Source organism: Paenibacillus soyae (assembly GCF_024623455.1).
GTDB lineage: Bacteria > Bacillota > Bacilli > Paenibacillales > Paenibacillaceae > Pristimantibacillus > Pristimantibacillus soyae.
In genome coordinates this window covers 156,348-182,323 of the sequence record NZ_JANIPJ010000005.1, presented here as the reverse complement: position 1 = coordinate 182,323, position 25,976 = coordinate 156,348, and the positions used below count along the sequence as shown (strand labels likewise).

Annotated in this window: 26 protein-coding genes; 12 read left to right on the top strand and 14 right to left on the bottom strand. The window is 55.0% G+C overall.

Annotated features, from left to right (window positions below; translation table 11 throughout):
- Position 1: 1 nt before the first annotated feature.
- From NQZ67_RS09400 to NQZ67_RS09380, 5 genes are all read right to left on the bottom strand, one after another.
- On the bottom strand, positions 2-337 hold the full coding sequence (locus NQZ67_RS09400; protein WP_257444904.1) for a DUF2512 family protein: 336 nt from the start codon (positions 335-337) through the stop codon (positions 2-4).
- A gap of 127 nt (positions 338-464) precedes the next feature.
- A complete protein-coding gene (locus NQZ67_RS09395) occupies positions 465-1,025 on the bottom strand; it encodes a hypothetical protein (protein ID WP_257444903.1) in 561 nt (186 codons plus the stop codon).
- Positions 1,022-1,504, bottom strand: coding sequence for an RNA polymerase sigma factor (locus NQZ67_RS09390; protein WP_257444901.1), 483 nt, complete (start codon positions 1,502-1,504; stop codon positions 1,022-1,024). The genes NQZ67_RS09395 and NQZ67_RS09390 overlap by 4 nt, the downstream gene beginning before the upstream one ends.
- Positions 1,505-1,644: 140 nt before the next feature.
- Positions 1,645-2,313, bottom strand: a complete 669-nt coding sequence (gene msrA / locus NQZ67_RS09385) for a peptide-methionine (S)-S-oxide reductase MsrA (RefSeq protein WP_257444900.1) — start codon at positions 2,311-2,313, stop codon at positions 1,645-1,647.
- Between the two features lie 129 nt (positions 2,314-2,442).
- Positions 2,443-3,570, bottom strand: coding sequence for a slipin family protein (locus tag NQZ67_RS09380; RefSeq protein WP_257444898.1), 1,128 nt, complete (start codon positions 3,568-3,570; stop codon positions 2,443-2,445).
- 726 nt (positions 3,571-4,296) lie between these two features.
- On the opposite strand from NQZ67_RS09380, the gene NQZ67_RS09375 reads away from it, so the two are divergent.
- Positions 4,297-4,566: an autorepressor SdpR family transcription factor gene (locus NQZ67_RS09375; protein WP_257444896.1), complete on the top strand. Its 270-nt coding sequence runs from the start codon at positions 4,297-4,299 to the stop codon at positions 4,564-4,566.
- 8 nt (positions 4,567-4,574) lie between these two features.
- Positions 4,575-5,186 (top strand): DUF1648 domain-containing protein, encoded by a 612-nt coding sequence (locus NQZ67_RS09370; protein WP_257444895.1) that lies wholly within the window; start codon positions 4,575-4,577, stop codon positions 5,184-5,186.
- Between the two features lie 49 nt (positions 5,187-5,235).
- Here the strand turns inward: NQZ67_RS09370 and NQZ67_RS09365 are convergent, their stop codons facing one another.
- The 3 genes from NQZ67_RS09365 to lacZ all read right to left on the bottom strand — a co-directional run bounded on the left by NQZ67_RS09365 (position 5,236) and on the right by lacZ (position 11,078).
- A complete protein-coding gene (locus NQZ67_RS09365) occupies positions 5,236-6,186 on the bottom strand; it encodes an ABC transporter permease subunit (RefSeq protein ID WP_257444894.1) in 951 nt (316 codons plus the stop codon).
- Positions 6,183-7,076, bottom strand: coding sequence for an ABC transporter permease subunit (locus tag NQZ67_RS09360; protein WP_257444892.1), 894 nt, complete (start codon positions 7,074-7,076; stop codon positions 6,183-6,185). The genes NQZ67_RS09365 and NQZ67_RS09360 overlap by 4 nt, the downstream gene beginning before the upstream one ends.
- 906 nt (positions 7,077-7,982) lie before the next feature.
- The gene (gene lacZ / locus NQZ67_RS09355; RefSeq protein ID WP_257444890.1) at positions 7,983-11,078 is read right to left on the bottom strand and encodes a beta-galactosidase, LacZ type; all 3,096 of its coding nucleotides are present in this window, start codon (positions 11,076-11,078) and stop codon (positions 7,983-7,985) included.
- A gap of 129 nt (positions 11,079-11,207) precedes the next feature.
- On the opposite strand from lacZ, the gene NQZ67_RS09350 reads away from it, so the two are divergent.
- The 5 genes from NQZ67_RS09350 (at position 11,208) to NQZ67_RS09330 (ending at position 17,012) form a co-directional block, all read left to right on the top strand.
- Positions 11,208-12,050: an AraC family transcriptional regulator gene (locus NQZ67_RS09350; RefSeq protein WP_257444887.1), complete on the top strand. Its 843-nt coding sequence runs from the start codon at positions 11,208-11,210 to the stop codon at positions 12,048-12,050.
- A gap of 291 nt (positions 12,051-12,341) precedes the next feature.
- Positions 12,342-13,910, top strand: a complete 1,569-nt coding sequence (locus NQZ67_RS09345) for an ATP-binding protein (RefSeq protein ID WP_257444885.1) — start codon at positions 12,342-12,344, stop codon at positions 13,908-13,910.
- Between the two features lie 98 nt (positions 13,911-14,008).
- The gene (locus tag NQZ67_RS09340; RefSeq protein ID WP_257444883.1) at positions 14,009-15,697 is read left to right on the top strand and encodes a ribonuclease J; all 1,689 of its coding nucleotides are present in this window, start codon (positions 14,009-14,011) and stop codon (positions 15,695-15,697) included.
- Between the two features lie 115 nt (positions 15,698-15,812).
- Complete coding sequence (locus NQZ67_RS09335) at positions 15,813-16,466, top strand: spore coat protein (protein WP_257444881.1); 654 nt, start codon at positions 15,813-15,815, stop codon at positions 16,464-16,466.
- A 27-nt stretch (positions 16,467-16,493) separates the two neighbouring features.
- Complete coding sequence (locus NQZ67_RS09330; RefSeq protein ID WP_257444879.1) at positions 16,494-17,012, top strand: DUF3231 family protein; 519 nt, start codon at positions 16,494-16,496, stop codon at positions 17,010-17,012.
- A gap of 67 nt (positions 17,013-17,079) precedes the next feature.
- Here NQZ67_RS09330 and NQZ67_RS09325 read toward each other — a convergent pair whose 3' ends face one another.
- Entirely contained in the window at positions 17,080-17,955 is an 876-nt protein-coding gene (locus NQZ67_RS09325; protein WP_257444877.1) for a patatin-like phospholipase family protein, read from the bottom strand.
- Between the two features lie 139 nt (positions 17,956-18,094).
- On the opposite strand from NQZ67_RS09325, the gene NQZ67_RS09320 reads away from it, so the two are divergent.
- Genes NQZ67_RS09320 through NQZ67_RS09310 form a run of 3 tightly spaced genes read left to right on the top strand, consistent with a single transcriptional unit; the run spans position 18,095 to position 19,365 of the window.
- A complete protein-coding gene (locus NQZ67_RS09320; RefSeq protein WP_257444875.1) occupies positions 18,095-18,409 on the top strand; it encodes a PadR family transcriptional regulator in 315 nt (104 codons plus the stop codon).
- Between the two features lie 13 nt (positions 18,410-18,422).
- Complete coding sequence (locus NQZ67_RS09315) at positions 18,423-19,037, top strand: DUF2812 domain-containing protein (protein ID WP_257444873.1); 615 nt, start codon at positions 18,423-18,425, stop codon at positions 19,035-19,037.
- Positions 19,038-19,089: 52 nt separating this feature from the next.
- Positions 19,090-19,365: an alpha/beta-type small acid-soluble spore protein gene (locus NQZ67_RS09310; protein ID WP_257444871.1), complete on the top strand. Its 276-nt coding sequence runs from the start codon at positions 19,090-19,092 to the stop codon at positions 19,363-19,365.
- Between the two features lie 55 nt (positions 19,366-19,420).
- On the opposite strand, the gene NQZ67_RS09305 is transcribed toward NQZ67_RS09310, so the two are convergent.
- The 4 genes from NQZ67_RS09305 to NQZ67_RS09290 form a co-directional block, all read right to left on the bottom strand.
- Entirely contained in the window at positions 19,421-19,900 is a 480-nt protein-coding gene (locus tag NQZ67_RS09305; RefSeq protein WP_257444869.1) for a hemerythrin domain-containing protein, read from the bottom strand.
- A 101-nt stretch (positions 19,901-20,001) separates the two neighbouring features.
- Positions 20,002-20,721 (bottom strand): iron-sulfur cluster repair di-iron protein, encoded by a 720-nt coding sequence (gene ric / locus NQZ67_RS09300; protein ID WP_257444867.1) that lies wholly within the window; start codon positions 20,719-20,721, stop codon positions 20,002-20,004.
- Positions 20,718-21,245, bottom strand: coding sequence for a hemerythrin domain-containing protein (locus NQZ67_RS09295; RefSeq protein ID WP_257444865.1), 528 nt, complete (start codon positions 21,243-21,245; stop codon positions 20,718-20,720). Before NQZ67_RS09295 ends, ric begins: the two co-directional genes overlap by 4 nt.
- A 218-nt stretch (positions 21,246-21,463) precedes the next feature.
- Complete coding sequence (locus tag NQZ67_RS09290; RefSeq protein ID WP_257444863.1) at positions 21,464-22,006, bottom strand: DoxX family membrane protein; 543 nt, start codon at positions 22,004-22,006, stop codon at positions 21,464-21,466.
- 419 nt (positions 22,007-22,425) lie between these two features.
- On the opposite strand from NQZ67_RS09290, the gene NQZ67_RS09285 reads away from it, so the two are divergent.
- Both NQZ67_RS09285 and NQZ67_RS09280 read left to right on the top strand, forming a co-directional pair.
- The gene (locus NQZ67_RS09285) at positions 22,426-22,899 is read left to right on the top strand and encodes a cytochrome c oxidase subunit II (RefSeq protein ID WP_257444861.1); all 474 of its coding nucleotides are present in this window, start codon (positions 22,426-22,428) and stop codon (positions 22,897-22,899) included.
- A 37-nt stretch (positions 22,900-22,936) separates the two neighbouring features.
- On the top strand, positions 22,937-24,610 hold the full coding sequence (locus NQZ67_RS09280) for a b(o/a)3-type cytochrome-c oxidase subunit 1 (RefSeq protein ID WP_257444859.1): 1,674 nt from the start codon (positions 22,937-22,939) through the stop codon (positions 24,608-24,610).
- 87 nt (positions 24,611-24,697) lie between these two features.
- Here the strand turns inward: NQZ67_RS09280 and NQZ67_RS09275 are convergent, their stop codons facing one another.
- Positions 24,698-25,963, bottom strand: a complete 1,266-nt coding sequence (locus NQZ67_RS09275) for a class II aldolase/adducin family protein (protein ID WP_257444857.1) — start codon at positions 25,961-25,963, stop codon at positions 24,698-24,700.
- Positions 25,964-25,976: the final 13 nt, after the last annotated feature.

The window sequence follows — 25,976 nt, the reverse complement described above, 5'->3', positions numbered from 1 at the left end:
TTTATACCTGCAATTCTTCCCGAAAGACATGCCTGTGCAGGAACCATTCCGCCACGCCGATCAGGGCGGCGATGAAGAGTGTCTCGCCGAGCGACAATTCCCAGTCGTAGAAGTACGACAATATTCCAAGGTAGCCCGCCGCTAAGCCGATATCGCACGCCGTCGCAAACCAATTGTTCGTGGCTCGCAGTATGATCTGATCGCCGATCAGGTAGGCGAGCACGGTCAAGCCCGTTGCCGTCAGCACCGCGCTCCAGAACGAAATTTCGGTATAGTAAAGCAAGAGCACGGCCACGATCGCACCGTTCACGATATATTTCAGCAGAAACTTAAGCATGGTTCGTTCATCCCTTCTTCTACATTTGACAGTAAGATCTCCCTCCGCCCACGTTTTTATTCCAATAACAAACACCCTCCCGTCGATTCGACAGAAGGGTGCACACTTCAAACTAACAGCTTGCTCCTTAAAAGTTGTTATAGATCTTGTCGGCCGTCACTTTGCCGCTCGACACATCCTGCGACGTGAAGCCCGATACGGTGTTGCCCACCTTGAACTCCTTGCTCACCAGCTGCTCGGACGGATCCGGAGCCGTGGGACCGCTGATGCCGTACACGGTCTCATCGGTGACAGTCACCCACAGCGTGCCGATGCGGAAGCTCTTGCCGTCCGCGCTTACTTCCTCGATGACGCCGTCGATATTCACCTGCTGCTTGGCGGAAGTAGCCGGAGCTTTGCCGGGAGGGACGTTTCCGGCAGGATCGCCGCTCGCGATAGGCAAGACTTCGATGCCTGGCGCGCCGCCGCTCGGGAATGCGGCGTAGATGCCGAATGCCAGAACGGCGCATGCCGCGAGGCCTACGGTCCATGCCGTCGTTTTTTTGGTTACGCTCGATTTTGGTTGGTTGGTCATGGGAATCTCTCCTTTAATCGATTGATGCTGCTGGAGTCGTTCTATCGTTTTATCCTGAAAGTTTTCGCTTGTCTTGATTCGCGACATGGCCGACTTGTAGCTAGGCTTCTTCATGTCCACAGCCCTCCTAACGCTTCTTTGAGATGCTTCCGGCCGCGCGCCAGCCAGGTGCCGACCGTAGCCGGCTTCGTCTGCAGGATGCCTGCAATCTCCTCCAGGGAATAGCCCTCGTAGTAATGCAAGTGAATAGGAAGCCTGTACTTTTTGTCCAGGGCAAGCACGGCATGAATGATGTCCTGCTCCTCCTCCGGCATGTACGATAGATCTTCGGGAATCGGGTTTCGGCTTCTGAACCAGCCCGATTTGACCGCGTTTTTGCTCTTATTAATGGCTGTCCGGATCAGCCAGGCTTTCTCGTGTTCGGGACTAGCGAAAGCAGGGGCTTTCTGCAGGTAGGCGAGGAATACCTCCTGCGCCACCTCCTCCGCGTCGGCCATGTTTTTGACGTAAGTAAATGCGATTCGAATCAAACTGTCCGAATATCGGATGACCGCTTGCTGGACAGATTCACCGAGCTCAGATGAATCCTTCACGTGAAGTCCCCCTTTCACTAGTAATACAATTCAGACGGCGGATATTTTTCACGGGCTCCAAATAAAAATAACAAAAATACCGTCCTCGGCGTAATCGGTACGCCAAGTCCGGTATTTGCTGCATTCCTAATGACGATGCTCTACCACCTTATGGAAGAGATTTCATCCAGGATATATGCCCGCTCCTTCTCCCCCATGTTCCAAGTTCCGATTTCCGCCTTGATCCGCTCCAGGCTGGTATAGCCCTTGGCCAGTCCGTTCAGTCTCGCCGCAAGCGTAGAGTCGTTGAACGCATCATGCTCCCCGAAGATCGACATGACCGTCTCGAACGCATGGGGGAATCGCTTGAGATAATATTTCTGATGCCGCTCCTCTGCCGGGTAGAAGGTCGAGAAGGTCCTGATTTCCGTGTCCGGCCGCTCCAGCCCTTTCTTCCGGCGCTCCTCTAGCACGGTTTCGATGTCCGCTCGCTGCGTCTCGTCCTCATAGAGCAAGAGAGACTGATACTGCCTGCCTTTGTAATCGTTAATATTATACGGATTATGGCGATCCCAGAAGACGTTCACGATTTGTCGGAATGGTAGAAGAGCCGGCGCGAACTCCACGAGCACCGTCTCCGTATGGTCGCCCATGTCGCGGTAGGTCGGATTCGGCGTATGACCGCCCGAGTAACCGACGCGCGTACGGACGACGCCCGGCATATGGCCGAACAGCGCCTCCGGACTCCAGAAGCAGCCCATGCCGAAGATGATTCTCTGCGTAGGGCCGAAATCAGGCTGGAGCTTCGTTTGGTCTTGTGTCTCATCCACTGGCGGCTTCCTCCTTCTTATGTGGGCATCGTTGGTTTGGAGCCAGTGTATCATAACGGCGGATGAGAATGAAAATGCGCGTCGCGTCATGCGCACAAAAAAGAGAAGCGAGCTTCAAAAGCCGCTTCTCTACGATTTCCCTTCTCCCGGACGCGCTCCTAGGAATGAATTGAGCTGCTCCAGCAGATTGCCGCCGCCGGTCAAGGAAATGCTGCCGATCCGATCGCTGATCTTCTCCAGAAACTCCAGCTCCTTGAGCCGGTAGAGCGTGCCGTTCTCCTCCATGAGCTTCGCCGTGTTCAGCAGACTGCGGGTCGAGGCGGTCTCCTCGCGGCGCGTGATGAGGTTGGCCTGCGCCTTCTTCTCCGCCAGCAGCACCGTGTTCAGAATGTCCCGCACCTCGCCCGGCAGGATGATGTCCTTAACGCCCGCTGACAGAAACTCCACGCCGAAAGCTTCGTTCTTCTCGCTCAGCCGGCTCATCACGTACGCTCCGACCTCCTGCTTCACGCGAAGCAGATCGTCGAGCTTCATTGTGCCCACGTATTCGCGCAGGATGAGCTGCAGCATGATATATACCTGTTCGTCAAAGCCCCGAATTTCCAGCGCCTTGAGGGGATCCGTTATGCGATACTGGCAGACGAAGTTCAGCCGCAGCGATACTTTATCCTCCGTCATTATCTCCTGCCCTGTCATATCGAGCTGCTGCCGACGCAGGTCAACCGTCTTCACCTGTACGCTGACCGGACCCTTCCAGAAATAATATTTGCCCGGCGCGAGCTCTCTTTGGAACACGTTATTGAAGAACAACAAGCCCCGCTCGAAGCTCGAAATTTCCGTCATGGCGCAGTAGCCGGCAAGCTTTGGAGGAATGGCGACACCCAGCTCCTTCGGCAGCTCCGGCTGGCGAATATCCACCCTCATGAAGCTATGCTTTTTGAGCACGTTCCAGAAGGCGTAGGCCCCCGGCGTCAGGAGCGCAGCGAAACGGCCCTCCTCGTAATGCAGCACGCACTCGTTATCCTGTACGTCCACGACTTCTAGCTCATTCAGCAGCTCGACATCGTGGCGAAATACGTTCAAATCCTTGCCCTTTACCGCAAACGGTTTAGCTGTATCCAGTATGACAGCGTCCTGCCCCGACCAAGCGGCGAAACGGTACGTGCCCGGCCGCAAATGCTTGACGTAGCTTCCTTTATGAAACAACAGGCCGCGCTCATCGGATTTGACAATAACGGTCTTAAAAAGCTTTTTCATGTTTTGCACCTCTTTGTTCGTTTAGTTGATCCCGCTTGGGAACGACCCTCCCGGCACAGGCGGAACGGGTCGATAAGAGCGTTCGTCAGGCCGATGGGGCCTTCCTCGAACAAGGCTAGCTCAAGCTTCCTTGCAGCTGAGCTTCATCCTGTTCCACCGGCTCCTTTAGGGTCCCGAACGTTCAGCTCATAGAGCGACTAATTACAAAGCCCAGCCCGGAGTGGCGTTAGTGCCTCCCTTGGTTCCGAATGAAGCCCGAACATGCCGAAACCTGCGCATGCTCTCGCGGCACCGAAAGCCAAGAGCGGCATCTTCGCCCGGCCGTTCCCGCGAAGATCATTTTTGGAGTTGTTCCTCGATCCCATATCGAGTGCTTAACCATAAGCGATCGCTTGGAAGGCGATGAGGGAATCGAACCCTCAATAACAAGCTTGTCGGACTAATGCCCTGCAGCATGCTCAGCATACCGAAGCACACGTGCCCGGCACTGCGGAACCCTCTCGAGGTTCTCGCCCGGGAGCTGCTCAGCCAGCGATTAACCTCCTTCATCATGCCAGATCCTGCTAACCTGGAACATGGCGAAAGTATTACGATGACATTTTTTTCTGAATCTCGGATCTATAGCCGTTGACAATGCATCGCACACAGGTTAGAATTTTAGTTAATTAGAAAAACTTCTAAATGTCTAACAATCCGCAGCACTTCGAAAGGAGCACAACACTCGCCATGTCCGTCAACGAAGCGTTCAAAGCTCTGGCCGATCCGACCCGCCGCAAAATACTCGATCTGCTCAAGCAGTCCGATCTGACCGCCGGCGAAATCGCCGACCATTTCGAGATGACGAAGCCGAGCATCTCCAATCATCTTAATATTTTGAAGCAGGCCGAGCTCGTATGGGTGCAGCGCCAAGGCCAGAACATGCTGTATTCCCTGAACACGACCATCTTCCAGGACGTTATGAAATGGATTATGGATCTTGGGCAACCGAAAGGATGACAACAATCATGAACAAATGGATCGTTCCCCTATTCGCCGTATTGGCCGCCCTGCTCGCGGGTATTTTCACGTACGACAGCCTCCCCGCGGAAATGGCCGTTCACTTCAACGCCGCCGATGAACCGGATAATTACATCAGCAAGCCAATTGCCTTATTGGTGAATCCGGTTATTATTCTCTTCGTTACTTGGTCGACGTTCTTCACGCTGCGCTTCGAGAAAGACGAGAACAAACGCGCGAAGGGAGAAGCGACGCTACCTTCCGTAGCCGGAGTCGTATCGCTGCTGCTTCTCGCTGTCCAAGGCGCGATCATCGCCTATAATCTGGGCTACGATATCAGCGCGTCCGCCTTCGCCGCGTTCATCGTCGGCAGCGTGTTCTTACTGATCGGCAACCTGCTTCCGCGCATGCCGCAAGGCACGGCGTCGTGGCCGAAGCTCTCCGAGACCGCTCATCGCGAGCTGGCGCGCTTCCAAGGCAGGATCATGGTCATCGCAGGCTTCTTGCTCATCGCCGCGTCGTTCCTGCCGAAGGCTTATATCTCGCCGATCCTGTTCACTTTGCTCGCCTGCTTTATAATCGCGACGGCAGGAAAGCTGATCGGCATCGTCCGCAAATAAAAAAACCGCTCCGGCAGCTTCATGCTTGCCGGGGCGGTTTTTTCTTTATTTAGAAATGCGAGAACTTCGAAAACATCTTGTTATATCGCTGCTCCAGTCCTTTGGACACGAGAGCGAATCCGATGATAAGCAACGCATAGGCAGCGAGCGGCACATAGAAAATCCACTCGTTCGCGTAGAAGCTCATCCGGTTATGGCCGATAAGTCCCGCCCATTCGCTCGTCCGGCTATGGTATTCGGGAGGGTCGAAATACATCGTCGTACCGCCCACGAATACATTGAACAGAGCGAGCTGGCCGAACAACGTCAGGACGAGGATGATCTCCTGCACAATCAGAATAAGAAAGCTTTCCTTCAGATGCGGGATCAGGTGGGAGCCGATGATTCTCCAGCCTCCCGCGCCCAGCGACCGGGATGCCGTCACGAACTGCCGCTCGCGTATGATCAGCGTCTTCTCCTTCACCGTCGACGCGACGGACGGCACGCCTACGACTAGCAGCACGACCGCCAGGATCATGGACATCGCAAACGGCGATGCCGCGGGATTAATCGTAATGCCGATCATCATCAGCCAGACGATGAGGAAGATCGGGATGCCGTTCAGCACGGACCAGAAGGACGCCTTGCCCGTCCCTTCCTTCCCTTCTCGCTGCGGCTTCACGTAGAAGCCTAACAGAAGCCCAATGAGCCCGCCTACGGCGACTCTCGCAACCGCTATGCCGATTGAGAGGAAGATAGTATACTTGGCGCCATGCAGCAGCTTCGTCAGCAGGTCGTATCCGTTCTTATCCGTGCCGAGCGGATACTCCTTCGAGCCCGGCGCGACCGGAGGGGCAACGACGTATCCGTCCCCATCCTGGCCCACTACATATTCGATTTTGACCTGATGATTCAGCTCATGCGGCGCAATGAACGGCCCGATTAAGGCGATCAGGACCATAAAAGCAGCCAGTATCAAGCCGGCGATCAACGTTTTGTTCATCTTCACCTTCATCTTCATCGCAGGAACACTCTCCCCAGCAGGAATAGGAACGCCCGGATCACGGCATAACCGGCCAAGTAGAGCGCAAGGAACGACAACAGCCCGTTCACGACGATATTATACTGGTAGATGCCGCTTTGCTCGACGAAAGCGTTCGTGAAGATGAGCATGGACACGCCGTTGTTGTTGAACAAATATTCGACGATAAACAGATTCCCCATAATGATTCCCATCAGCTTATGCAAGTCGCCTTTGACAAAGGGCAGCACATTCGGAAGCGCGTGGTAAAAAACAATATACAGCTTCCCAAGTCCGCGCGCCTTGGCGTTGCCGATGTAATCTTCCTTCAGCGTCAGCCTCATCTGCATCGCGACTCCCCGGATCATATAATTAGCGGGGATAATAATCATTGCGATTAAAGGCAGCGCGATTGCCGGCTCTTCGCTATTCAGCGTCGCCACCTCGAACAGGACGACATCGAATTCCCTGGCGACGAGAACGACCGCGAATTGCATGATCAGGACAATAACGAAATCCGGAAGCGAACCGACGAAGTCAACGATGCTTCTCGTGATACGGGCTTCCGACAGGGAGAAATAGATGCCGACGAATAATCCGATCGCCGTGCCCGCTACTCCGGCGGCCGCAACATAATAGAACGACGTGACAAAATAGGAGCCGATCCACTCCCAGAAGGAGCGTTCGTTCTTGCCCGAGTAGAACTGGAACGAGTCTCCGTTCCCAAGTCCCGCGAAGTAATCTTTGAGGCTTTGGAACCCTTGCTCCCACGATAGTTGAAGCGTGCCGTCGATGGGACTGGCTTGCAGCAGGACGGGCATCATCGCGAAAAGGAAGACGAAGAACAGGATACCCGGAATCATAATGGACCAACCAGCGACCTTCAGCATAACGAACTTCCTTCCTACGATTCTATGAAATGATGCATCTATTATAGCTTCATCCCAGCATTTAATATAAGTCCAAAAACTGGTAGAATCTGCCCCGGCATTTATGAGCTGGCTGGCTATACCTTTTGCCCAGTTGGGTTGGCTGTCCCTTTGACTCAGTTAGGCTGGGTATACCTTTTGCCTCAGTTGGGTTGGCTATCCCTTTGACTCAGCTGGGCTCGCTATACCCTCTGCTCAGATGAGCTCGTTATCCCTTTTGCCCAGCTGGGCTGGGCTATCCCCTTGACTCAGCTAGGTCGGCTATCCCCTTTGCTCAGTCGGGGTGGCTATTCCAATGACTCAGCTGGGCTGGCTATACCTTTTACTTAGTTAGGCTGGGTATACCTTTTGCTCAGTTGGGTTGGCTACCCTTCTGAACTGAGGGGAGAGTAAATCAAGGAACCTTAAACTATCTTCCGATGTTAACCCCCTGAGCTGAGGGGAGAGCTAGTCAAAGAACCTCAAACTATCTCCGAATCCCGTAATCCCCTGAGCCGAGGGGAGAGCTAGTAAAAGAACCTTAAACTATCTTCCGATGTTAACCCCCTGAGCTGAGGGGAGAGCTAGTCAAAGAACCTCAAACTATCTCCGATCCCGTTAACGCTGAGCCGAGGGGATAGCCAACTAAAGCTGCTTGAACATACATAACACTTAGTCACTGAGCCTTGAGCATGTGGGCAGCTATGCTGTTGAGGCAAAGGGATAGCTACCCAAAAGATAGCTTCCACCATTAATAGATTAGCCCGGCCTCATCCATTACCAGCACAAAAAAACTGCCCCAGCTTTCGCTAAGGCAGTTTCATTCACACTATCACTTTTTTCACTTTCGTTTTTCAATCCTATATATACGGCTTCGCCGCTCTCTCCTTACAGCCCCAGCCCTCGCAGGCGGAATGCGAACGAGTACGCGCGATTGGCATACAGCGTGTATTCCTTGTGGGCGCGGGCGCCCCAGCTGTCGTCGCCACCGACGCCCATCTGCTTGTAGTTGATGCGGAGGACAGTCTTGTCGGACGGAGGAAGCTTGTAGGCGTGGTCGCTCGCTTCCAGCTCGAACGGCGTATACGGGAGCGCGTTCACGTCGAATGACGCGGCGGCGGCGGAGATCCGCAAGCCTTCGCCTTGCGCGTTCGCCAGCTCCGCCCAGCGTACTTCCGTCTTGTTGCCGCACTCCTGCGGACGGAGATATGGAACGAATTGCTCCGCCACCTTGCCGGCATGCACGCCCAGCTTCGCGCCCTCCTGACGGTCCCAATACGATTCGTGAGGGCCTTTGCCGTACCATGTCAGGCTGTCGAACGAAGCGTCCAGCTGCAGCATGACGCCGATCTCCGGAATTTCCGGCAGACCCGGGGATGGCGCCAGCTCCTGCCTCACTTCCATTTCGCCGTCTGCGAAGACGGTATAGGTAAGCGTACATGCGGACGATCCGGCGTCTGGCAGCGTATAGGCGGCGCGCACGACGACATGGTCCGCCAGAGCCTGCCACTCGATGCCGGTCAGCTTGCGGCCAGCTCCCGCCTCGCGCCATGGCGCGCAGCGCTCGGGATGCTTGTTGCCGCGGTCATTGTCCGTAACGGCGCGCCAGAAGTTCGGCGCGAGCGCCTGCTTCAGCAGCTCAGCTCCGCGGACGGCGTAAGAGACGAGATCGCCGGTATCCAGAGCGAACGCAGCCGAGAACGAGGAGCCTCTTACCACGAGGCGACCTTCTTCAGAAGCCGCAGACAGCTCGCCTGCCGCCCGCGATGGAAGCCCGGCGCCGACGAACGGCGTCCGCACGAATTGCTGGAACGCGATCTCGTGTCCCGCCGCGGCCCATGCGGTGTCCCGTGCAAGGACAAACGACAGCGTCAGCACATATTCATCCTGTGTTCCTTGTCCTTCCGTCTCCACCGCTTCCTTCGGCAGCCGAAGGTCGGTCGCTTCGCCAGGGGCAAGCGCCACCTCGAGCGCACCGTTCTTAATCGGCAATCCGTTCTTCAGCAGCTCCCATTCCAGACGGAATTGTTCCAGGTTCGTGAAGTCGAAACGATTCTCGATTCGCACGCTACCCGTCGCCCAGTCCAGGCCCTCCATGAACACGTTCTGGTATACCTTCTTCGTCTCGAGCAGCTTCGGAGTCACCGTTCTGTCCCCGAAGAGCAGGCCGTTGCCCGAGAACGTGCCGTCATGCGGGGATTCGCCGAAATCGCCGCCGTATGCCAAATATTCGACGCCCTCTTCCGTCTTCGTCAGGATGGCCTGGTCGACCCAGTCCCATATGAACCCGCCCTGCAGCACAGGATACCGGTAGAAGAGCTCCCAGTATTTGTGCAGCCCGCCGCAGGAATTGCCCATCGCATGGCTGTATTCGCAGATGATAAAAGGCTTCTTCGGGTCGTTCTTGGCATATTTCTCGATCGTCTCGACCGTCGAGTACATATGACTCTCGATATCCGTAGCCGCCTCGGACGGCCGGTAATGGAACGTGCCTTCATAATGGACCGGCCGCGTGCCGTCCAGCCGGTGCATCAGCTCATGCATTTTCAGGAAATTGTCGCCGCCGAAGGATTCGTTGCCGAGCGACCAGATGACGACGGACGGATGGTTCTTGTCGCGCTGAAGCATCGAGTTGCAGCGATCCAGCACGTTGTCCGTCCATTCCGGGCGACTGCCAGGGATCGCCCCGCCCAGCTCGGTCGAACCGTAGCTCCATGTCCCGTGCGTCTCCAGGTTCGTTTCGTCGATCACGTACAAACCATATTCGTCGCACAGCTGATACCATGTAGTCTGGTTCGGATAATGCGAGGTCCGGACTGCGTTCACGTTGTGGCGCTTCATGAGCAGGATATCCTTCAGCATATCCTCCCGCCCGAGCGCCCGGCCTTGGCGGCTGGAGAACTCGTGACGGTTAACGCCCTTAAATTTTACGGCTTGCCCGTTCACGTACAGAAGATTGCCTCTGATCTCCACCTTACGGAAACCAACCTTGGAGCGAAGCGAATCGGCCTGCTTGCCGTCAGCGTCGATTACGGTCAGCTCCAGCGTATAGAGATTAGGCTGTTCCGCGCTCCACTTCAGCGGATTCGCCACCTTGACCGCCGTGCTTACCGTAACGCGTTCCGAATCGCTCAGCTCCGCCTCCAGAGCAAACGGCCCCGCGAGCGCCGGATTACCGTCCGCGTCGTACAGCATCCCTTCCACCCTGCAGACGCCGCGGCTATCACCCGCATAGTTCAGCAGCGTCGTATCCAGCCGAAGCACGGCGTCCCGCAGCTCCTCGTCCAGCTCGGTACGGACGAAATAATCATACAGGTGCACCGCGGGCACCGAATACAAGTAGACGTCGCGGAAGATACCGCTGAGCCTCCAGAAATCCTGGTCCTCGAGCCAGCTTGCGTCGCACCAGCGGTACACCTCGACGGCCAGCTTGTTCACGCCCTGCACGAGATAAGGCGTAATATCGAACTCAGCCGGAGTGAACGTGTCTTCGCTGTAGCCGACGAGATCGCCGTTCACCCAGACGTAGAAGGCGGACTCCACGCCTTGGAAGCTAATGAACACCGGCTGCCCGTTCCAGGACTCCGGCACCGCAAACTCCCTGACGTAAGAGCCTACAGGATTGTAGTTGGTCGGCGCGAACGGCGCCTCAATCGCATCATGTTCGATCCACGGATATCGGACATTCACATATTGCGGATAATCGTAGCCCTGCAGCTGCCAGTGACCGGGAACCTCGATCTCTTCCCATGCCGAGGTGTCATAGTCGGTTCGATAGAAGGTTTCGATTCTCTTGGCAGGCGTTTCAGAGAAAGCGAACTTCCAACGGCCGTTCAAGGACAGCGTGCGATCCGGACCGTAAGTACGGGATGCATGCGCTTCCAATCGACCCAGTTCAAAAATATCGGGATTGTTATTCCATTCCGGATACCCGTTAGCAGGCGGCGTATAGACAAGCTTCGGCTTTGCCTTCAGTGTTTTCAAATGCGTGTTCCTCCCCTAACCTATAAGTTTACTTCTATTGTATCGATAGGCTCGGAGGCTTAAAATATAATCATATTGAAGTTCGAATATAAGAATATTGCAAAGTTTTAGATAAGGGGGAATACCTTCGTGAACACGCCGAACATGTTGACGGCAAGACGAAGATTCGTGCTGACGCCCGCCGATGACAATAAGCTGCCGCTCTATATCGAAAGCATCGGCGATAATAGCCATGAAGCGCTGGTCGACCGTCGGGACGGCTATCCGTTCTTCCATTGGATTCAGACGGTATCAGGCGAAGGCATCATCTGGTTCGAGGGGAATGAGACGCGGCTGCCGAAGAGACACGGCGTCTTCTTGCACCCCGACATGCCGCACCGTTACGAGGCGCTGACCGAACGCTGGGAGACGCTCTACATCACGTTCGGAGGGACGGCCGCCCAAGCGATCGTAGCCTCGCTCGGTTTAAGCTCCGGCATCTATCATTGGGAAGAGGAATCACCGCTTGCCGAGCTCCCCTCCGATATGCTCCGCCGGGCCGAAAGCGATTCCGATCTGTTCGGCCTTAGCGGCTCTGCCGACGTATACCGATTCCTGATCCATCTGCAGAAGTACGGCCACACCGCCTCCCCCGCTTCGGTCGCCGGCAACGTCAGGAAGCTCCGGCCGCTCATCAGCTGGCTGGAGGAGCGATATGCCGACGCCTCCATCGGCATCGAGCACATGGCCGATCGGCTCGGAATTTCGATCCGCACGCTGAATACGTTATTCCGCGATACATTCGGCCTCACGCCGTACGCCTATTTGCTGCACATTCGAATCCGGCACGCCAAGGCCATGCTGCTGAACGAGCGGGACGCCACCGTCAAGTCGGTGTCCGCCGCCGCGGGCTTTCGGGACGTCAGCCACTTCACCGCGACGTTCCGCCGGACGGTCGGAATGCCGCCGGACCGGTTTCGGAGGCTGCACTGATTCGCGCAGGCCCGTGCAGCCCGAGCAGCTCCGCCAGGCTTCTACAGCCGGTGCGCGAACTCATTTAGCTTCTCGAACATTCCGTGGATCTCCTCGATAAGGGGCCAGAAGCTCCTCCTGGTCGTACACCTCGATGGAGAAAATGACCGAATTGCCCAACCTGAATCTACTCATAAAGCCCTAACAAGCAGCGCTCCAAAAAATGGTTAGACCATTGTCTACCAAGCTTGCTATACTCTTGGAGGAAGCAGATGGCAAAATCTATCATAATGAAGAATGGAGGGTACCCGATTGGAGAGAGAAGAAGCGTTATCGATGGTCAGGAACGACGATGCTCACTTAAGCCAGCTGGCTTCGGTTGGGCAAATTGCCGCCGGAATCGCGCACGAGATCAAAAATCCGTTGACGGCGGTCAAAGGTTTCCTGCAGCTTCTAAAGGAAAAGAACGAGCAGCGTTATATCGACATCGCGGAAACCGAGCTTAACAACGCGCTCGACGTTCTGCAAAATTTGCTCCAAGTGTCGCGGCCTGACCTTGACGAACCGTTCGAGCGAGTCGACTTGACCGTCGAGCTGGAAGCGATCATTCAGCTGTTCCAGGATCAGCAATACCGGGTTTCGGTAACGACGAACTTCGAAAGTCCGGGCACCTACATATATGGCAAAAAAAATCAATTAAAGCGGGCCTTCTTCAATTTGCTCAAGAACGCCTTCGAATCAATCCCCGGGGAAGGAACGATCGTGGTAAGCCAGCATGTGATCGGCGACTCCGTCGTCGTCAAGCTGGAGGACAGCGGCACCGGCATCTCCCGCGACAAGCTCCAGCTGCTCGGCACCCCCTTCTTCTCGACCAAAGAGAACGGGACCGGCATGGGGCTTGCCTTCGTCTACTCGGTCGTCTATCAGAACAACGGCACGATAGAAGTCGAGAGCGAAGAACAGGTTGGAACCACCTTCACCCTCACGTTTACAAGAGATCGCAGAAAAAATAGACGGGAGACGGTACATTTGCAGAAGCTCGAACTGCAGGAAACGGACGAGCTCCGGGACTTCTTCATCAAAAACCGGGATAAATTCGAGGAGCAGCTGCTGCTCGAATCCGTGAACGTCCGGGATAAAATCGACAAGATTCTCGGCATCGGCAATATTAACCTGCTTGAGAACGCGCACAAGCTCGTGCTGTTCATCGTGGATGGCCGAGAGCATGAAGTCATCCATTTCGCCAAGCAGGAAGGCGTTGTTTGGGCGAAGCACTCCTTAACGCTTGCCTTCAAGCTCGAATGGATTCAATCGGTGCGGCGCGTGCTGTGGAGCTTTCTCTTCAACTTCAACAGCGACAACAACGATTTCTATTCCAAGGAGCAATTCTTCAGCCTGGAGAAACGAATTAACGAGCTGATGGACCAGTTCCTCAATCACCTGTTCATTAGCTATTCGCAGTACAAAGACGATCTAATCCGCGCGCATCGCATGATGGTGGATGATCTGTCCGTGCCGATCATCCCTCTCACGAAAACCATATCCATTCTGCCTCTCATCGGCCAGATCGACAAGCAGCGCTCCTCCACGATCGAAGACAAAGTCATAACCCAGATCGGGACGAACGGCATCTCCAAGCTAATTATCGATCTGTCCGGCGTGGTCGCCATGGACCACGATGCGATCTGCCGTCTTATCTCCCTGATCGACGGAGTGAAGATGATGGGCTGCGAGGTCGTCTTGACCGGGATTCGTCCCGAGATTGTGAAGCTCATCCTCCGGGCGGGCGTCACGTTCGAGAATAAGGCCGTTACCAAGGGCACCCTGCAGCAAGCGCTTGAGGATCATCTCACCCAAAGCACATCCTTGTCGCACGCATAAAGCGCAAGCATTCGCACAAGCTAACTCCATCTAAATTCAGATACGAAACCTGCCTAATACGCAGGTTTTTGTCTATTCAAAGTACGGAGGAAGCTTCCATGAACCAGGCCCATTCATCTCAAGCCAAGCCCATGCTGTCCGTCTTCGCTCTTGGCGGCGTATACGAAATCGGCAAAAACATGTACGTCGCGCAGTACGGCGACGACATCATCGTCATTGACTGCGGCTCCAAATTCCCGGACGAAAGCTTGCTCGGCATTGATCTGATCATCCCCGACGTGAGTTATTTGAAGGAACGTTCGGAGCAGATTCGCGCGCTCATCATTACGCATGGACACGAGGACCATATCGGCGCGATCCCTTATATTCTTAGGCAGCTGGACATTCCCGTCTATGGCACGCCTCTTACGCTTGGCCTAATTCGCGGCAAGCTGAAGGAGCATGGCATTAGCGACAAAAATTTGCACACGATACAGCCCGACTCCGAAATTACGCTGGGCAAACTGCCTGTCGCTTTCTTCCGCACCAATCACAGCATTCCCGATTGCGTCGGAATCTCGATCCGCACCCCTGAAGGAACCGTCGTCCATACCGGAGATTTCAAATTCGATCTGTCTCCCGCGAACGGCCAATTCCCCGATCTTCACAAGATGGCGCGCATCGGCGAACAGGGCGTCCTTCTCCTGCTCTCGGAAAGCACGAACGCGGAGCGTCCGGGCTTCACTCCCTCCGAACGGATGGTCGGCGAGCGAATCGAAGAAGCGTTCCAGAGGGCGAGGAACGCAATATTCTTGACAACCTTCGCTTCGAACGTCAACCGCGTGCAGCAAGTCGTGGATGCCGCCATGCTAACCAACCGCAGGCTTCTGCTTCTCGGCCGAAGCATGGTGAACGTCGTGAAGGTTGCCTCCGACCTCGGCTATCTGAACATCCCGGAGGGGATGATCGTGGAGCCGAAGGAAGCAGCCAACCTGCCAAGGGAACGTCTCGCCGTCTTATGCACCGGCAGCCAGGGGGAGCCGCTCGCCGCCTTATCCCGGCTCGCGACGTCTACCCATCCGCTTATCTCCATCGAGCCTGGCGACACGGTCATTTTCGCTTCTTCTCCTATTCCGGGTAACGAGAAGAACGTCTCCGCCACTCTCGACCACCTGTATTTGCTCGGAGCAAACGTCATTCATGGCGGAGGCTCGGCAACGGGCATGCACGTCTCGGGCCACGGCAGTCAGGAAGAGCTCAAGCTGATGCTCGCCTTAATGAAGCCGAGATTTTTTGTCCCGATTCACGGAGAGTACCGCATGCTTCATCATCACCGTCAGCTGGCAGAGTCCGTCGGCGTCGATCGCGAGAACATCTTCATCATGAAGAACGGCGAAATTCTCGACATTCAAGATCAGCAGGCCGTTCGAACCCGCCAGGTCCCCGCCGGTAACATGCTGGTCGACGGCTTCGGCATCGGGGACGTCGGCAATATCGTGCTGCGGGACCGGAGGCATCTATCGGAGGACGGCATCCTCATCGTCGTCATTACGCTCAGCAGCCAGGACAGCGAGCTATTGTCCGATCCCGACGTCATTACGCGCGGCTTCGTCTACGTGAGGGAATCGGAAGGGCTGCTGAACGAAGTAAGCCGGCTCGTCATCTTCGCGGTGGAAGAGCTGCAGCGGTCCGACCAGGACTGGAACTGGTCGATGCTGAAAACGAAGGTGAAGGACTCCATCGGCGGCTTCTTGTATGCCAAAACGAAGAGAAGACCGATGATTCTGCCGATCATTATCGAGGTGTAGCGCCCGGCTTGCCATTTACGAAAGATTCATGCGGGTTTCGTATATTTCACTCCCGACTTTGGCATTTTAAATTCGTTGCACGACAACATTTTGAATATCCGAAGGAGGAACTAAATTGGCAGCACACTTAGGCGCTCACGAAACAATGGAAATTAGCGAGGTATTATCGGCGGCGATTACGGGGATTAACACGATGCAGCTATATCGTCCATACGCGAAGGATCCTCGTCTAGCGCAAATTATGGATAAACAAATGCAATTCGCGATCAACGGCTACAATCAGCTGGTACAGACCGTTCAACACTTGAGCGGACAGCCGATACAGCAGCAAGGCACGCCTTATAGCGCACCGAGAAACTTCGCTCCTGTATACGGTCTGGATAACCCGGCAATGGCGAGCCCGAATATGACCGCCCGCCAAATCGACGACAGCGACGTGGCATGCGCGCTGCTCGGCATGCATAAGGCGTCGGCTTCGATGAAGATCGTGGCGGCTCTCGAATGCGCCAATCCGCAGCTTCGCTCGTTGATGCAGCAAAGCGCCGTGAACTGTTCCGAGCAGGCGTACGAAATTTGGCAGTACATGAACCAAGCCGGCTACTACCAAGTACCGACCATGAAGGAAATGACGACGAACACGGTGCTCGGTCATTACCAAACGGCGAATATGCCGAATATGGGCAGCATGAACATGAACGCGCAAGCCCAACAAAGCCTGTACCAACCGCAGGCTCATATGGCGAACTCCGGTTCCAATCTGACGCAATAACATAATAAAATCGAGGAGCGTTGAACCATGGGCATTTTATCGGGCAATCCGAAGGATAATCCGCTGCACTACGGCGAAATCTACGATATTTGGCAATTCTCGATGACGGCTAAGGGCTGCATCTCCGCTTATAGCGCGCTCAAATACCACGCTGGAGACAAGGAGCTGAAGAAGCTCATCGAGCAAGGCATCGAGCAGGCTCAGCTTGAAGTCGCGGAATGCGACGAGCTGCTGACGAACAACGGCATCGCCCCTGCTCCGACACTTCCGGCCCGACCTGAAGCTAAGCTTGAAGACATCCCGGTAGGCGCGCGGTTCACGGATATCGAGATCGCTCCGATGCTTTCCGCCGACTGCGCGGCCGGACTCGCGGCTTGCAGCATGATCATGGGCAAGTCAATCCGGGAAGACGTCGGGGCTTTGTTCGCGAAGTATCATGCGACCAAAGCGGCGCTCGGTCTGAAAATATTGCGCGTTAGCAAGGAGAAGGGCTGGCTGGTGCCGCCTCCTCTCCAAATGAAAAGGCCGGAGCTCGTGAACGTTTAATCCCGTTCAACAGCCTGGCGCGAAGCAGCCCTTAAGCGCATATCGCCTAAGGGCTGCTTTTCTATTATTAACGTTCCAGCCATTCGCTTAAGGACGGCAGCAGCTCCTTGGCATCCTCATAGCCCTGGATATACAAAGCCTCCAGCTTTTTCGGATCCCGCTCCATCCGGCCGACCTCGAGCGTCAGCCGGGGGCGGATGACGAAGGCGTTCCCCGCTCGTTCCTGTTCCTCGATGTACGACAACGTCTCATTGTATACCTCATGTCTGTTCAGCATCGTCTCCACCAGCTTCGGATAACGCCCGTAGGCGCGCCGCGCCAGCCACGGCACGCTGTTCGGCTTCTTGCGGTAATCCTCGTTCCTCGTCAGGATCAGCACGTTCCGCCCATTACCGTCGCGCTCCGACTTGCGCAGCGGTATCGGATCGGATAATCCGCCGTCCAGCAGCTTCCTGCCGCCGAATTCGACGATCGGCGCGATGAACGGCAGCGAGCTCGAAGCCCGCAATATCCGAAGGAGGTCGTAGTCTCCGCCATGATCCTTGCCGTAATAAACGGTCTCCCCGCTCTCGCAATCCGTTGTGCCGATCACGAACTGCTCTTGCGCGGCGAAGAAAGCGTCATAGTCAAAAGGAACGTGCACGTTCGGAATTTCATCGAAGATGAAGTCCATGCCGAACAGCTGCCGCTTCTTCAGCAGGTTGCCCCATGAAATATAGCGCGGATCGGTCACGTAATCGACATTGACCTTCCGGTTGCGTCCCCGCTGGCGGGACAAGTAGCTGGCCCCCATGCAGGCTCCCGCCGATACTCCGATCGTGTAGGGAAAATATATATTTTGCTCCGTAAAGTACTCCAAGACGCCTGCGGTATAAATGCCTCGCATACCGCCGCCTTCCAGAATCAAACCAACCGCTTCCACTAGAAATTTCCCCTTCCTCATTCCTCTTCCTCAAGCCTAGCACTTGAAAAGCAAAAAATCCATAAGGCAGCCCATTGCATTATTCAGTCTGACTGTATATAATTCAACTATACATTCCAACTGTATAAAGTCAGACTTACTAAATAGGAGGCGATGGTTCATGTCACGCTCCAAACATTTGCCGCTTACCGAAACCGTCTATTACGTGCTGCTCGCCCTGACCGAGCCGGCTCACGGCTATCTCATCTTGCAGAAGATCGAGGAGCTCAGCCGCGGCGGCGTCCGTATGGCTGCGGGGACGCTCTATGGCGCCATCGATAACCTGCTGAAGCTGGGATGGATAGGGCCCGTCAGCAGCGACGACAGCCGGCGCAAGGTCTATGTGATAACCGACAAAGGCATGGCAATGCTGCGCCTGGATTTCGAACGGATGACGCACATGATCGATACGACCAAGCAAAGACTTGATCTTTAGGAGGCGGATCCTTATGAGGAAATACAAATTTTTTGTGGATTTGGAGAAGGAAGAACGCTGGCTGAACGAGATGGCGCGGAATGGTTACGTATTGGAGCGGAAATCCGGCATGGGCTATCGATTCGAGAACAGCCCGGCGGAACGCGCCGTCATTCGGATCGACTACCGAATGTTCAGAAACGGCGCCGACTTCGAGGACTACCGCGCTTTGTTCGAAGACAGCGGCTGGACGCACATTGCCGGCACGAGACGGTCCGGCGCGCAATATTTCAAGAAAAGTCAGGCGCAGGAGGACGAAGATATCTTCTCGGACGTGGATTCCAAAGCGGCCCGTTACAAACGGCTGTCCGAGATGTGGGGCTCGCTCGCGGCATCCTTCATCCCGCTGTGCGCGGTGTTGATCATGCTCGGCAATATCGATCCCCTGGCCCTGCTTACCCCGGCCGACCTCTATTATACGCCGGAACTGTGGGAGAAATCGGGGGCCGCTTTCTGGCGCGCGTTCCTGTTCGAAACGCCGTTCGCTTTGTTCAGAGGCGCCGTGTTCCTTGCGCTTCCCCTCATGGTCATCTTGTCCGCCTTCTTCTCCGCCAGAGCGAAACGCCAGTACCGGAACCTGCGCGTATAAGAACCGCAGGAAGGGCATCCTAAAGGAAAACATCCGGAAGGGAGCAACGAAAATGGCCCGAAGAAGAAGGAATTATGCAGTCCCCGGAGCCGAGCGAGGCATGCAGGCGTTCAAAGCGGAAGTGATGAAGCGCGAAGGTTACGCCGTCGATCCGAATCGGCCCGACGATGTGAAATACGAGGTGGCCAAGGAGCTTGGCGTGCCGCTGAAGCCAGGCTTTAATGGTGACCTGACTACGGAAGAAGCCGGACATATCGGCGGCAAGATCGGCGGCTCCATGGTACGCGAGATGATCCGGCTTGCGCAGGATCGGCTCTCGAAGGAATAGTTCTCAGAGCATGAACCCCTCACGCTATACGGCAGCGTAAGGGGTTCGTCTTTCGTTAGTGAATATGGGGCAGCAGCAGTTCTTCTTCCAGTTCCAGCTGCTCCTTGACCAGGCGGCAGCCATTAAGCAAGTACTTAAGGCCTTTGTAGAAGGAATCCGGCTGAAGCTTCTCCAGATAGGTGCTGACCTGACCCCAGTACAATCGGAAATATTGATCGCCAGGATTCCCTTTCTCCAGCATCCACAGCGAGGTATGCATATAAGGGTCGCCTGCGCGGGAGATGGCTTCTTTCATAAGCGGGAACAGCACCTTCGCCTCCCATCTCTCATGGGTTTCGAAGGATTGGCTTAACGCGTCCGTCAAACACTTCAGCTTTATAATCTGATCGATATCCGGTGGATTCGATCCCTTCTGCAATTCCGCGGCGAATCGTTCAACCTTCATCACGTTCGATTTAATCTTCTCGTTCTCGTCCAGCAATCTCTCAAGCGCTTGGGAAAGTTCAGAAGGCAGCACCTCTTGATAGACGTACATATTGCAACTCAACTCCTCATTCCTTGATGATGCTATCATACCTCTTTTAGGTTGAATGGTCTGTGATTTTTTTCACTTACTCTTGCAAAAAATATCGCTGGTTACACCGCTTCCGCCTTCATCTCGACAAGCGCCGGGAACAGCAGGTTATTCTCCAAATGCACATGAGTGAACATATCGTTCTCGAGCTCTTCCAGCTTGCGAAACGTGACCGAATAGGTCATGCAGGCTCCATCCGGAAGCGCGTATCCTCCTGTCGCATCCCGCATTCGGCTTAGCAAATCTCCCGCTTCGTCATGCTCGGCCTCAAGCGTTCCTAACAGACGAAGCGCGTCCTGAAGGGCCTCTTCGGAGCCTTCGGCCTCGGCCCTGAGGATCGCCGGGAACAGCAGCTCCTCTTCTTTGGCCAGATGCGCCAGAAGCTCCTCGCTCAATCGATGGTAGAAGCCTTGAAGCAGAACGAGCTCCGGATGCTCTCCTCCATGCACTCTCGCCACTTTATTGACGAAGTCCCGGAGTACGGGCAGCTCTCCGCGAAGGAAGTTATGGTGCTGAAGCGTAATATGCTCGGTTAATTTCGTCAGCTTCCTTCCGTCCTGCTTCCAATCCAGAGGCCATGCCGGCCGTGCCTCCGTACAGACTTTATTCAGTCTCGACAACACTTCTCCTTCGTCCAGCTTCCGCTTCTGCACCGCCTCGGCAAGAGTGCGCCCTCCCCCGCAGCAGAAGTCGATGCCCAGCTCCTTGAAGATGTTGCTTGCTTGGGAATAGACGGCGACGATATCGCCAACGCGCTGGTCTCTCTGAATAACGGTCGTCATATCCGATCCCCTCCTTGATCTTGACCCGTGGTAAATGCTTGCTCCAGCTGCTCGAGCTCCTGCTCCGATAGAAGGTTATTAGCCATCGGGAATAAAGCATGCTCTTCCTTGCAGAAATGTTCCATCAGGATCGTCACGGCTTCCTCCGCGTAACCAGCGATCTGGCCAATCCCGATCCCATCTTTACGTAATCCATGCATCGAGTAAGCTTCATGGAATAATTCAATGTTGCGCTTGGCCTGATCGTGCTCATACTCCATGACGGCAATCGGACCTGTCTCTCTGCCCAAATAACGGGCCATCATCGGAAAAAGCAAATTCTCCTCCCTATCCGAGTGCTGTTCAAGCTTCCACGCGAAATCCGTCATCTGCCGGACAAGCAGCCTTAGCTGCGTATCTCCGCCCCCTATTCCCGCTTCTTTCAAGCCGCAAGCCAAATCGAAAATCCGTTCCATCTGCGCTCGCAGCGGAATATGCTCGTCGAACAGCTGTTGGAGCGGAGGCTTTAACGCCAGCGAATCCATCGGCATCACCTTCCCTGATTGAGAGTCACTCTCATTATAATCCCGGCGGTTCCAGAAGGAAGTGAGCCTAATCACATGGGATACGGCGAAACGATGAACGGCAGGTTCGTATCCCGATTATTTTCACCCGGTTCACCGGCTTGGCGTCCCAAAAAACCAGCCGCCGGCAAATGGCCGGCGGCTGGTTGAGCTCCTTATGACGAGAATTATTAGCCTGGTTAATGAGCTGCTCGATGACGCGGTTTAGGAAGCGTTGGCGTTTGCGGCTTCTCTTGATCGTTGCGGCGCATCAGCTTGCGAAGCAGAGGAAGCAAATAGTAGTCGAGTCCGAATCGTCCGGCGTTCGTACCCGCCGCAATCACGACAAGTCCTAACAAGATGAGCCAAGGATTCGTGCTTACCGTGCCGGCGAAGAGGAACATGAAGTTCATCATAAGCCCGAAGAATGCGGCCGCCGCGGTCAAGCCGCCGACGATAAGCCCGATTCCGACCAGCGTCTCCCCTACGGGGATAAGGAAGTTAATGATCTTCACGTTCGGCAGCGCTACTTGCTCCAGGAACCCCGTAAAGGTAGGGTATACCAGTTCCTGCGTTCCTTTGTCCAACACCGGATTCGCGATCGCGTTCTTCAGGAAGCCCGTTGCGTCAAACCCGCCCGTCAGCTTGTGGAAGCCGGCATTAAGCCATTCCCAGCCGACATAGATCCTTAAGAGGAACAACAACCCGGCCGCATACACGTTCTCTCGCAAAAACTTCATCATGACATCCACTCTCCTATTGTGAATCTATTCACAAATTATGTTCGAGGAAAGCGCCGTTTCGGATGATGTATCGTTTTTGCGCTTCTCTCTATGTCTATACTATAGCTCTTCTAAGGCGTACTCGCTGTGATCTTCGTCACAAATCATCGTTTGCATGATATTTCGAATTCCTGTACGCACTTCGCATGATGGTGTATCTTTCCATACAACTTGGAAAATACTAACGTCAATCGCACCTGTTGGGGGGTTCAAGCTCATGGCAGACCGCACTCGGGAAGCCGCGCGGAAGGATGTCGGGGAGAATGAAAAGCTTAAAGGAACGTTTGTCTCCGTCCTTCTCATCGGAGGCTTCATACTGCTGACATGGCTCGCTGTTTTGCTTTTGTATCTAGCTAGACAATGAAGGAGGTAACGGATTTATGATTGATCATTTGCCCCGCTATGAACGAATTTGGCTGCTGCTTGGCATCGGTTCAATCATTGTGTTTCTCGTCGTTCTGGGTACGCTGGGCATCTTCGTCGGCCTCAACCCTCCCGGTCACATGCGCACGATCGCGCCAGAGGAAGTAGCTGCCACGGCGCCCTTCGACGAGCCGGGAGTGACGCAGCTTGGGCCGAATGAATTCCGGGTTACGATGGTGGCAAGACTGTTCGCCTTCGACCCGGGCGAAATCACGATCCCAAGAGGATCGACCGTTCATTTCGAAGTTACCAGCCCCGACGTCGTTCATGGGTTGTTCATTCCGAACACGAACGTAAACATCATGGTCGTGCCCGGACATATTTCCGAGTATACGTATACGTTCGAAGACGAAGGCAACTATGCCATGCTCTGCCACGAGTATTGCGGGGTCGGCCATCACGTGATGATGGGCAAGCTGGTCGTGCAATAACGCGACGAGAAACCAGACAGAGAGGATTCGACGATGCATGCAGAAAGAAACGAAGCGGGATAAAGCGAAATTTTTGTTTGATCCGGGAGATCGGAAGCTGATCCTAGCGCATATCGGCTTCTCTTTCTTCGCCATCTTCGCCGGCGCTATCGCCGGTCTGCTGCAGGGGTTGCAGCGGACCGGATTTATCGAGCTGCCCGCGTCCATTGGCTATTATCAGCTGCTAACGGTGCACGGAGTGATGATGGCTCTTATTTTCACGACGTTCTTTATTATCGGCTACCTCTATTCCGGCGTGGCCAGAACGCTCGGAGGAAGCTTGCCTAGTGGGGCGCGGACGACGGCCTGGACCGGCTATTACTTGATGGTGGCCGGAACGGTTCTCGCGACGATCGAAATACTGACGAACGACGCATCCGTTCTGTATACGTTCTACGCGCCGCTCCAGGCCGATCCTTTGTTTTACATCGGGATGGCGCTTGTCGTCGTCGGCAGCTGGTTGAGCGGCTTTGCGATATTCGCGGCTTACGCCAAGTGGCGCCGTGCAAACAAAGGGCAGCCCTCCCCGCTATTTGCTTACATGGCGGTTGCCACGATGGTGCTGTGGCAAATTTGCACGATTGGCGTCGCTATCGAAGTGGTGTTCCAGCTCATCCCGTGGTCGCTGGGTTGGATCGATAAAATCAATGTCGAGCTTAGCCGGACGTTGTTCTGGTATTTCGGCCACCCGCTGGTTTATTTCTGGCTGCTGCCCGCTTATATCTTCTGGTATGTGAACGTGCCGAAAATCGTCGGAGGCAAAATATTCAGCGACTCGCTGCCAAGGCTGACATTCGTGCTGTTTATTCTGTACTCCATTCCGGTCGGCTTCCACCATCAACTGATGGAGCCCGGAATTTCTTCTTTCTGGAAGTTTCTGCAGGTGGTGCTGACGATGATCGTCGTCATTCCTTCCTTAATGACGGCCTTCTCTATGATGGCAACGTTCGAGCTGGCCGGCAGGGAGAAAGGAGCGACCGGGCTGTTCGGATTTTTCCGCAAGCTTCCCTTTAGAGACGCGCGGTTTTTCGCGGCATTCGCGGGCATGGTTATCTTCATCCCTGCGGGAGCGGGCGGCGTCATCAATGCCAGTTACCAGCTGGACCAGGTCGTCCATAACACGCTGTGGATTACCGGGCACTTTCACTTGACCGTGGCCTCGACGGTGGCGCTCACCTTCTTCGCCATTACCTATTCGCTATTCCCGGCATTGACGGGTCGCCGCATAACGCCTTTCATCAATAAGCTTGGGATTTGGCATACGATTATATGGGTGCTCGGGATGGCATTCATGTCGATTCCGATGCATATTGTCGGGCTATTCGGCGAGCCGCGCCGGACGGCTTACACGACCTATATGGACCACCCCGTCGTTCAGACGTGGGAGCCGTACCGCAAGCTGATCGGCATTGGCAGCGGACTCTTATTTATCGGGGTTCTGCTGTTCCTGTTTATAGCGCTCTACATGTGGTTCGCGGCGCCGCGGACGGAACAGTTGGATGAGTTTCCGATCGGCGAGGTGCACGACACCGGTCATCGTCCTCCTCCGATATTGGAGAGATGGGGAGTATGGATCGCATTGACTCTCATTCTTACGCTGATCGCGTACACAGTCCCGGTGATGCACATCATCAATCATGCGCCGGAATCGGCCGGCGTCCGAAGCTGGTAGGAACTCAAAAGACGCTCAGGGGCTGTCCTGGATATCATCATGGATGATATCCGGGACAGCCCCTTTGGCGTTTCATGGCGGTACTCTTCAATCCTCCAGCCGAAAGGCGGCCTTCAGCTCCTCGATCTCGTTGTCTTCGATAAAGCGGATCTCACCAAGCGAACGGGCGTTCAGGATGGATTTGGCGCTGTACTCGGCGACCTCGAGCCGGTCGAACGTGTTCAGCAGCCCTTGACCGGTAACGACGAGGCAATTATTGTTCACGATCGCAAGCGGAGTGTTCGGCGCAAAGGTCTTGGCGGTCTTCTCGGGTTCGGTATAGATGCCGGCGAACGGGAGCTTAGGCATGCCCCGCAGCAATATATAGCTTTCCGGTATCGTCCTCGAATCAAATGGCGCTTCGGTCACGGCGAAAGCCATAATGTACGGCGGATGGGCGAGAATGACCGAATCGATATGGTTGTGCTGACGGTATAACGCTTCGTGGAATCGTACCGATTGACTTGGTCTCCTCCCCTCCTCATGCCTGCCGTCCCTGACTTTGACCAGATCAGCCGGTTTCAGATAAGTACGATCCATGCCGTACGGCGTAATCAAAAATTCTTGGTCGTTCAGCCGTTTCGAGAAGGTTCCCTGCGTGCTGGTGAACAATCCTTGCGCATAAGCGCGACGGATGAGCCGGCACATATCCTCGCGCAACTCGAGCTCCGTATGCTCCATGGGTTCGGCCGCATAGGTCTCCATTCGAATCCCGGCTTGGCTTCGGACAAGTGCGTAATCCTCATCGGTAAGCAAGATGGGCTTGCCGATTCGGCTTGCTTCAATTTCCAGACGCGCGCAGAAGTCGAGCGTTTCAAATATGCGGAATGCCTCATCCAATGTCCGGCCGCCGACGACCACCCCGTGATTCTCGAGCATGACGCTATCCTTTCCTTCGGCGAACACGCGGGCAATATTCTCTCCAAGCCGCCTGCTTCCCGGAAGCGCATAAGCGGCAATGCCGATCTCGCCGCATATCTGGCGTTCGTTCGGAAGCAGCCGCAAGTCTGGAATACGGCGGACGATGCTGAACGATACCAAGGCTGGCGGATGGGCATGGACAATGGCACTAATATCCGGCCTTGCCTCATAGATCAGCCGATGGAACGGCAACTCACTCGAAGGCGCATGCTTCCCGGATACGGTCCCGTCCGGCTTCACATAAACCATGTCGTCACGGTTCAACGAACCTTTATCAATACCCGACGGCGTAATCCATATCCCGCCATCCGCATCCTTGATCGACAAATTGCCTCCCGATGTCGTCGTCATGCCGTAGCGGTAGATACGCTCCATAAACTCAAGCAATTTCACTGCAGGAAGAAAG

Excerpts from the sequence above, each read along its gene's own strand:
- NQZ67_RS09400 (WP_257444904.1), bottom strand. The coding sequence starts at position 337 with ATGCTTAAGTTTCTGCTGAAATATATCGTGAACGGTGCGATCGTGGCC.
- NQZ67_RS09395 (WP_257444903.1), bottom strand. The coding sequence starts at position 1,025 with ATGAAGAAGCCTAGCTACAAGTCGGCCATGTCGCGAATCAAGACAAGC.
- NQZ67_RS09380 (WP_257444898.1), bottom strand. The coding sequence starts at position 3,570 with ATGAAAAAGCTTTTTAAGACCGTTATTGTCAAATCCGATGAGCGCGGC.
- NQZ67_RS09375 (WP_257444896.1), top strand. The coding sequence starts at position 4,297 with ATGTCCGTCAACGAAGCGTTCAAAGCTCTGGCCGATCCGACCCGCCGC.
- NQZ67_RS09370 (WP_257444895.1), top strand. The coding sequence starts at position 4,575 with ATGAACAAATGGATCGTTCCCCTATTCGCCGTATTGGCCGCCCTGCTC.
- NQZ67_RS09365 (WP_257444894.1), bottom strand. The coding sequence starts at position 6,186 with ATGAAGATGAAGGTGAAGATGAACAAAACGTTGATCGCCGGCTTGATA.
- NQZ67_RS09360 (WP_257444892.1), bottom strand. The coding sequence starts at position 7,076 with ATGCTGAAGGTCGCTGGTTGGTCCATTATGATTCCGGGTATCCTGTTC.
- NQZ67_RS09340 (WP_257444883.1), top strand. The coding sequence starts at position 14,009 with ATGAACCAGGCCCATTCATCTCAAGCCAAGCCCATGCTGTCCGTCTTC.
- NQZ67_RS09330 (WP_257444879.1), top strand. The coding sequence starts at position 16,494 with ATGGGCATTTTATCGGGCAATCCGAAGGATAATCCGCTGCACTACGGC.
- NQZ67_RS09325 (WP_257444877.1), bottom strand. The coding sequence starts at position 17,955 with ATGAGGAAGGGGAAATTTCTAGTGGAAGCGGTTGGTTTGATTCTGGAA.
- NQZ67_RS09320 (WP_257444875.1), top strand. The coding sequence starts at position 18,095 with ATGTCACGCTCCAAACATTTGCCGCTTACCGAAACCGTCTATTACGTG.
- NQZ67_RS09315 (WP_257444873.1), top strand. The coding sequence starts at position 18,423 with ATGAGGAAATACAAATTTTTTGTGGATTTGGAGAAGGAAGAACGCTGG.
- NQZ67_RS09310 (WP_257444871.1), top strand. The coding sequence starts at position 19,090 with ATGGCCCGAAGAAGAAGGAATTATGCAGTCCCCGGAGCCGAGCGAGGC.
- NQZ67_RS09305 (WP_257444869.1), bottom strand. The coding sequence starts at position 19,900 with ATGTACGTCTATCAAGAGGTGCTGCCTTCTGAACTTTCCCAAGCGCTT.
- ric (WP_257444867.1), bottom strand. The coding sequence starts at position 20,721 with ATGACGACCGTTATTCAGAGAGACCAGCGCGTTGGCGATATCGTCGCC.
- NQZ67_RS09295 (WP_257444865.1), bottom strand. The coding sequence starts at position 21,245 with ATGGATTCGCTGGCGTTAAAGCCTCCGCTCCAACAGCTGTTCGACGAG.
- NQZ67_RS09290 (WP_257444863.1), bottom strand. The coding sequence starts at position 22,006 with ATGATGAAGTTTTTGCGAGAGAACGTGTATGCGGCCGGGTTGTTGTTC.
- NQZ67_RS09285 (WP_257444861.1), top strand. The coding sequence starts at position 22,426 with ATGATTGATCATTTGCCCCGCTATGAACGAATTTGGCTGCTGCTTGGC.
- NQZ67_RS09280 (WP_257444859.1), top strand. The coding sequence starts at position 22,937 with ATGCAGAAAGAAACGAAGCGGGATAAAGCGAAATTTTTGTTTGATCCG.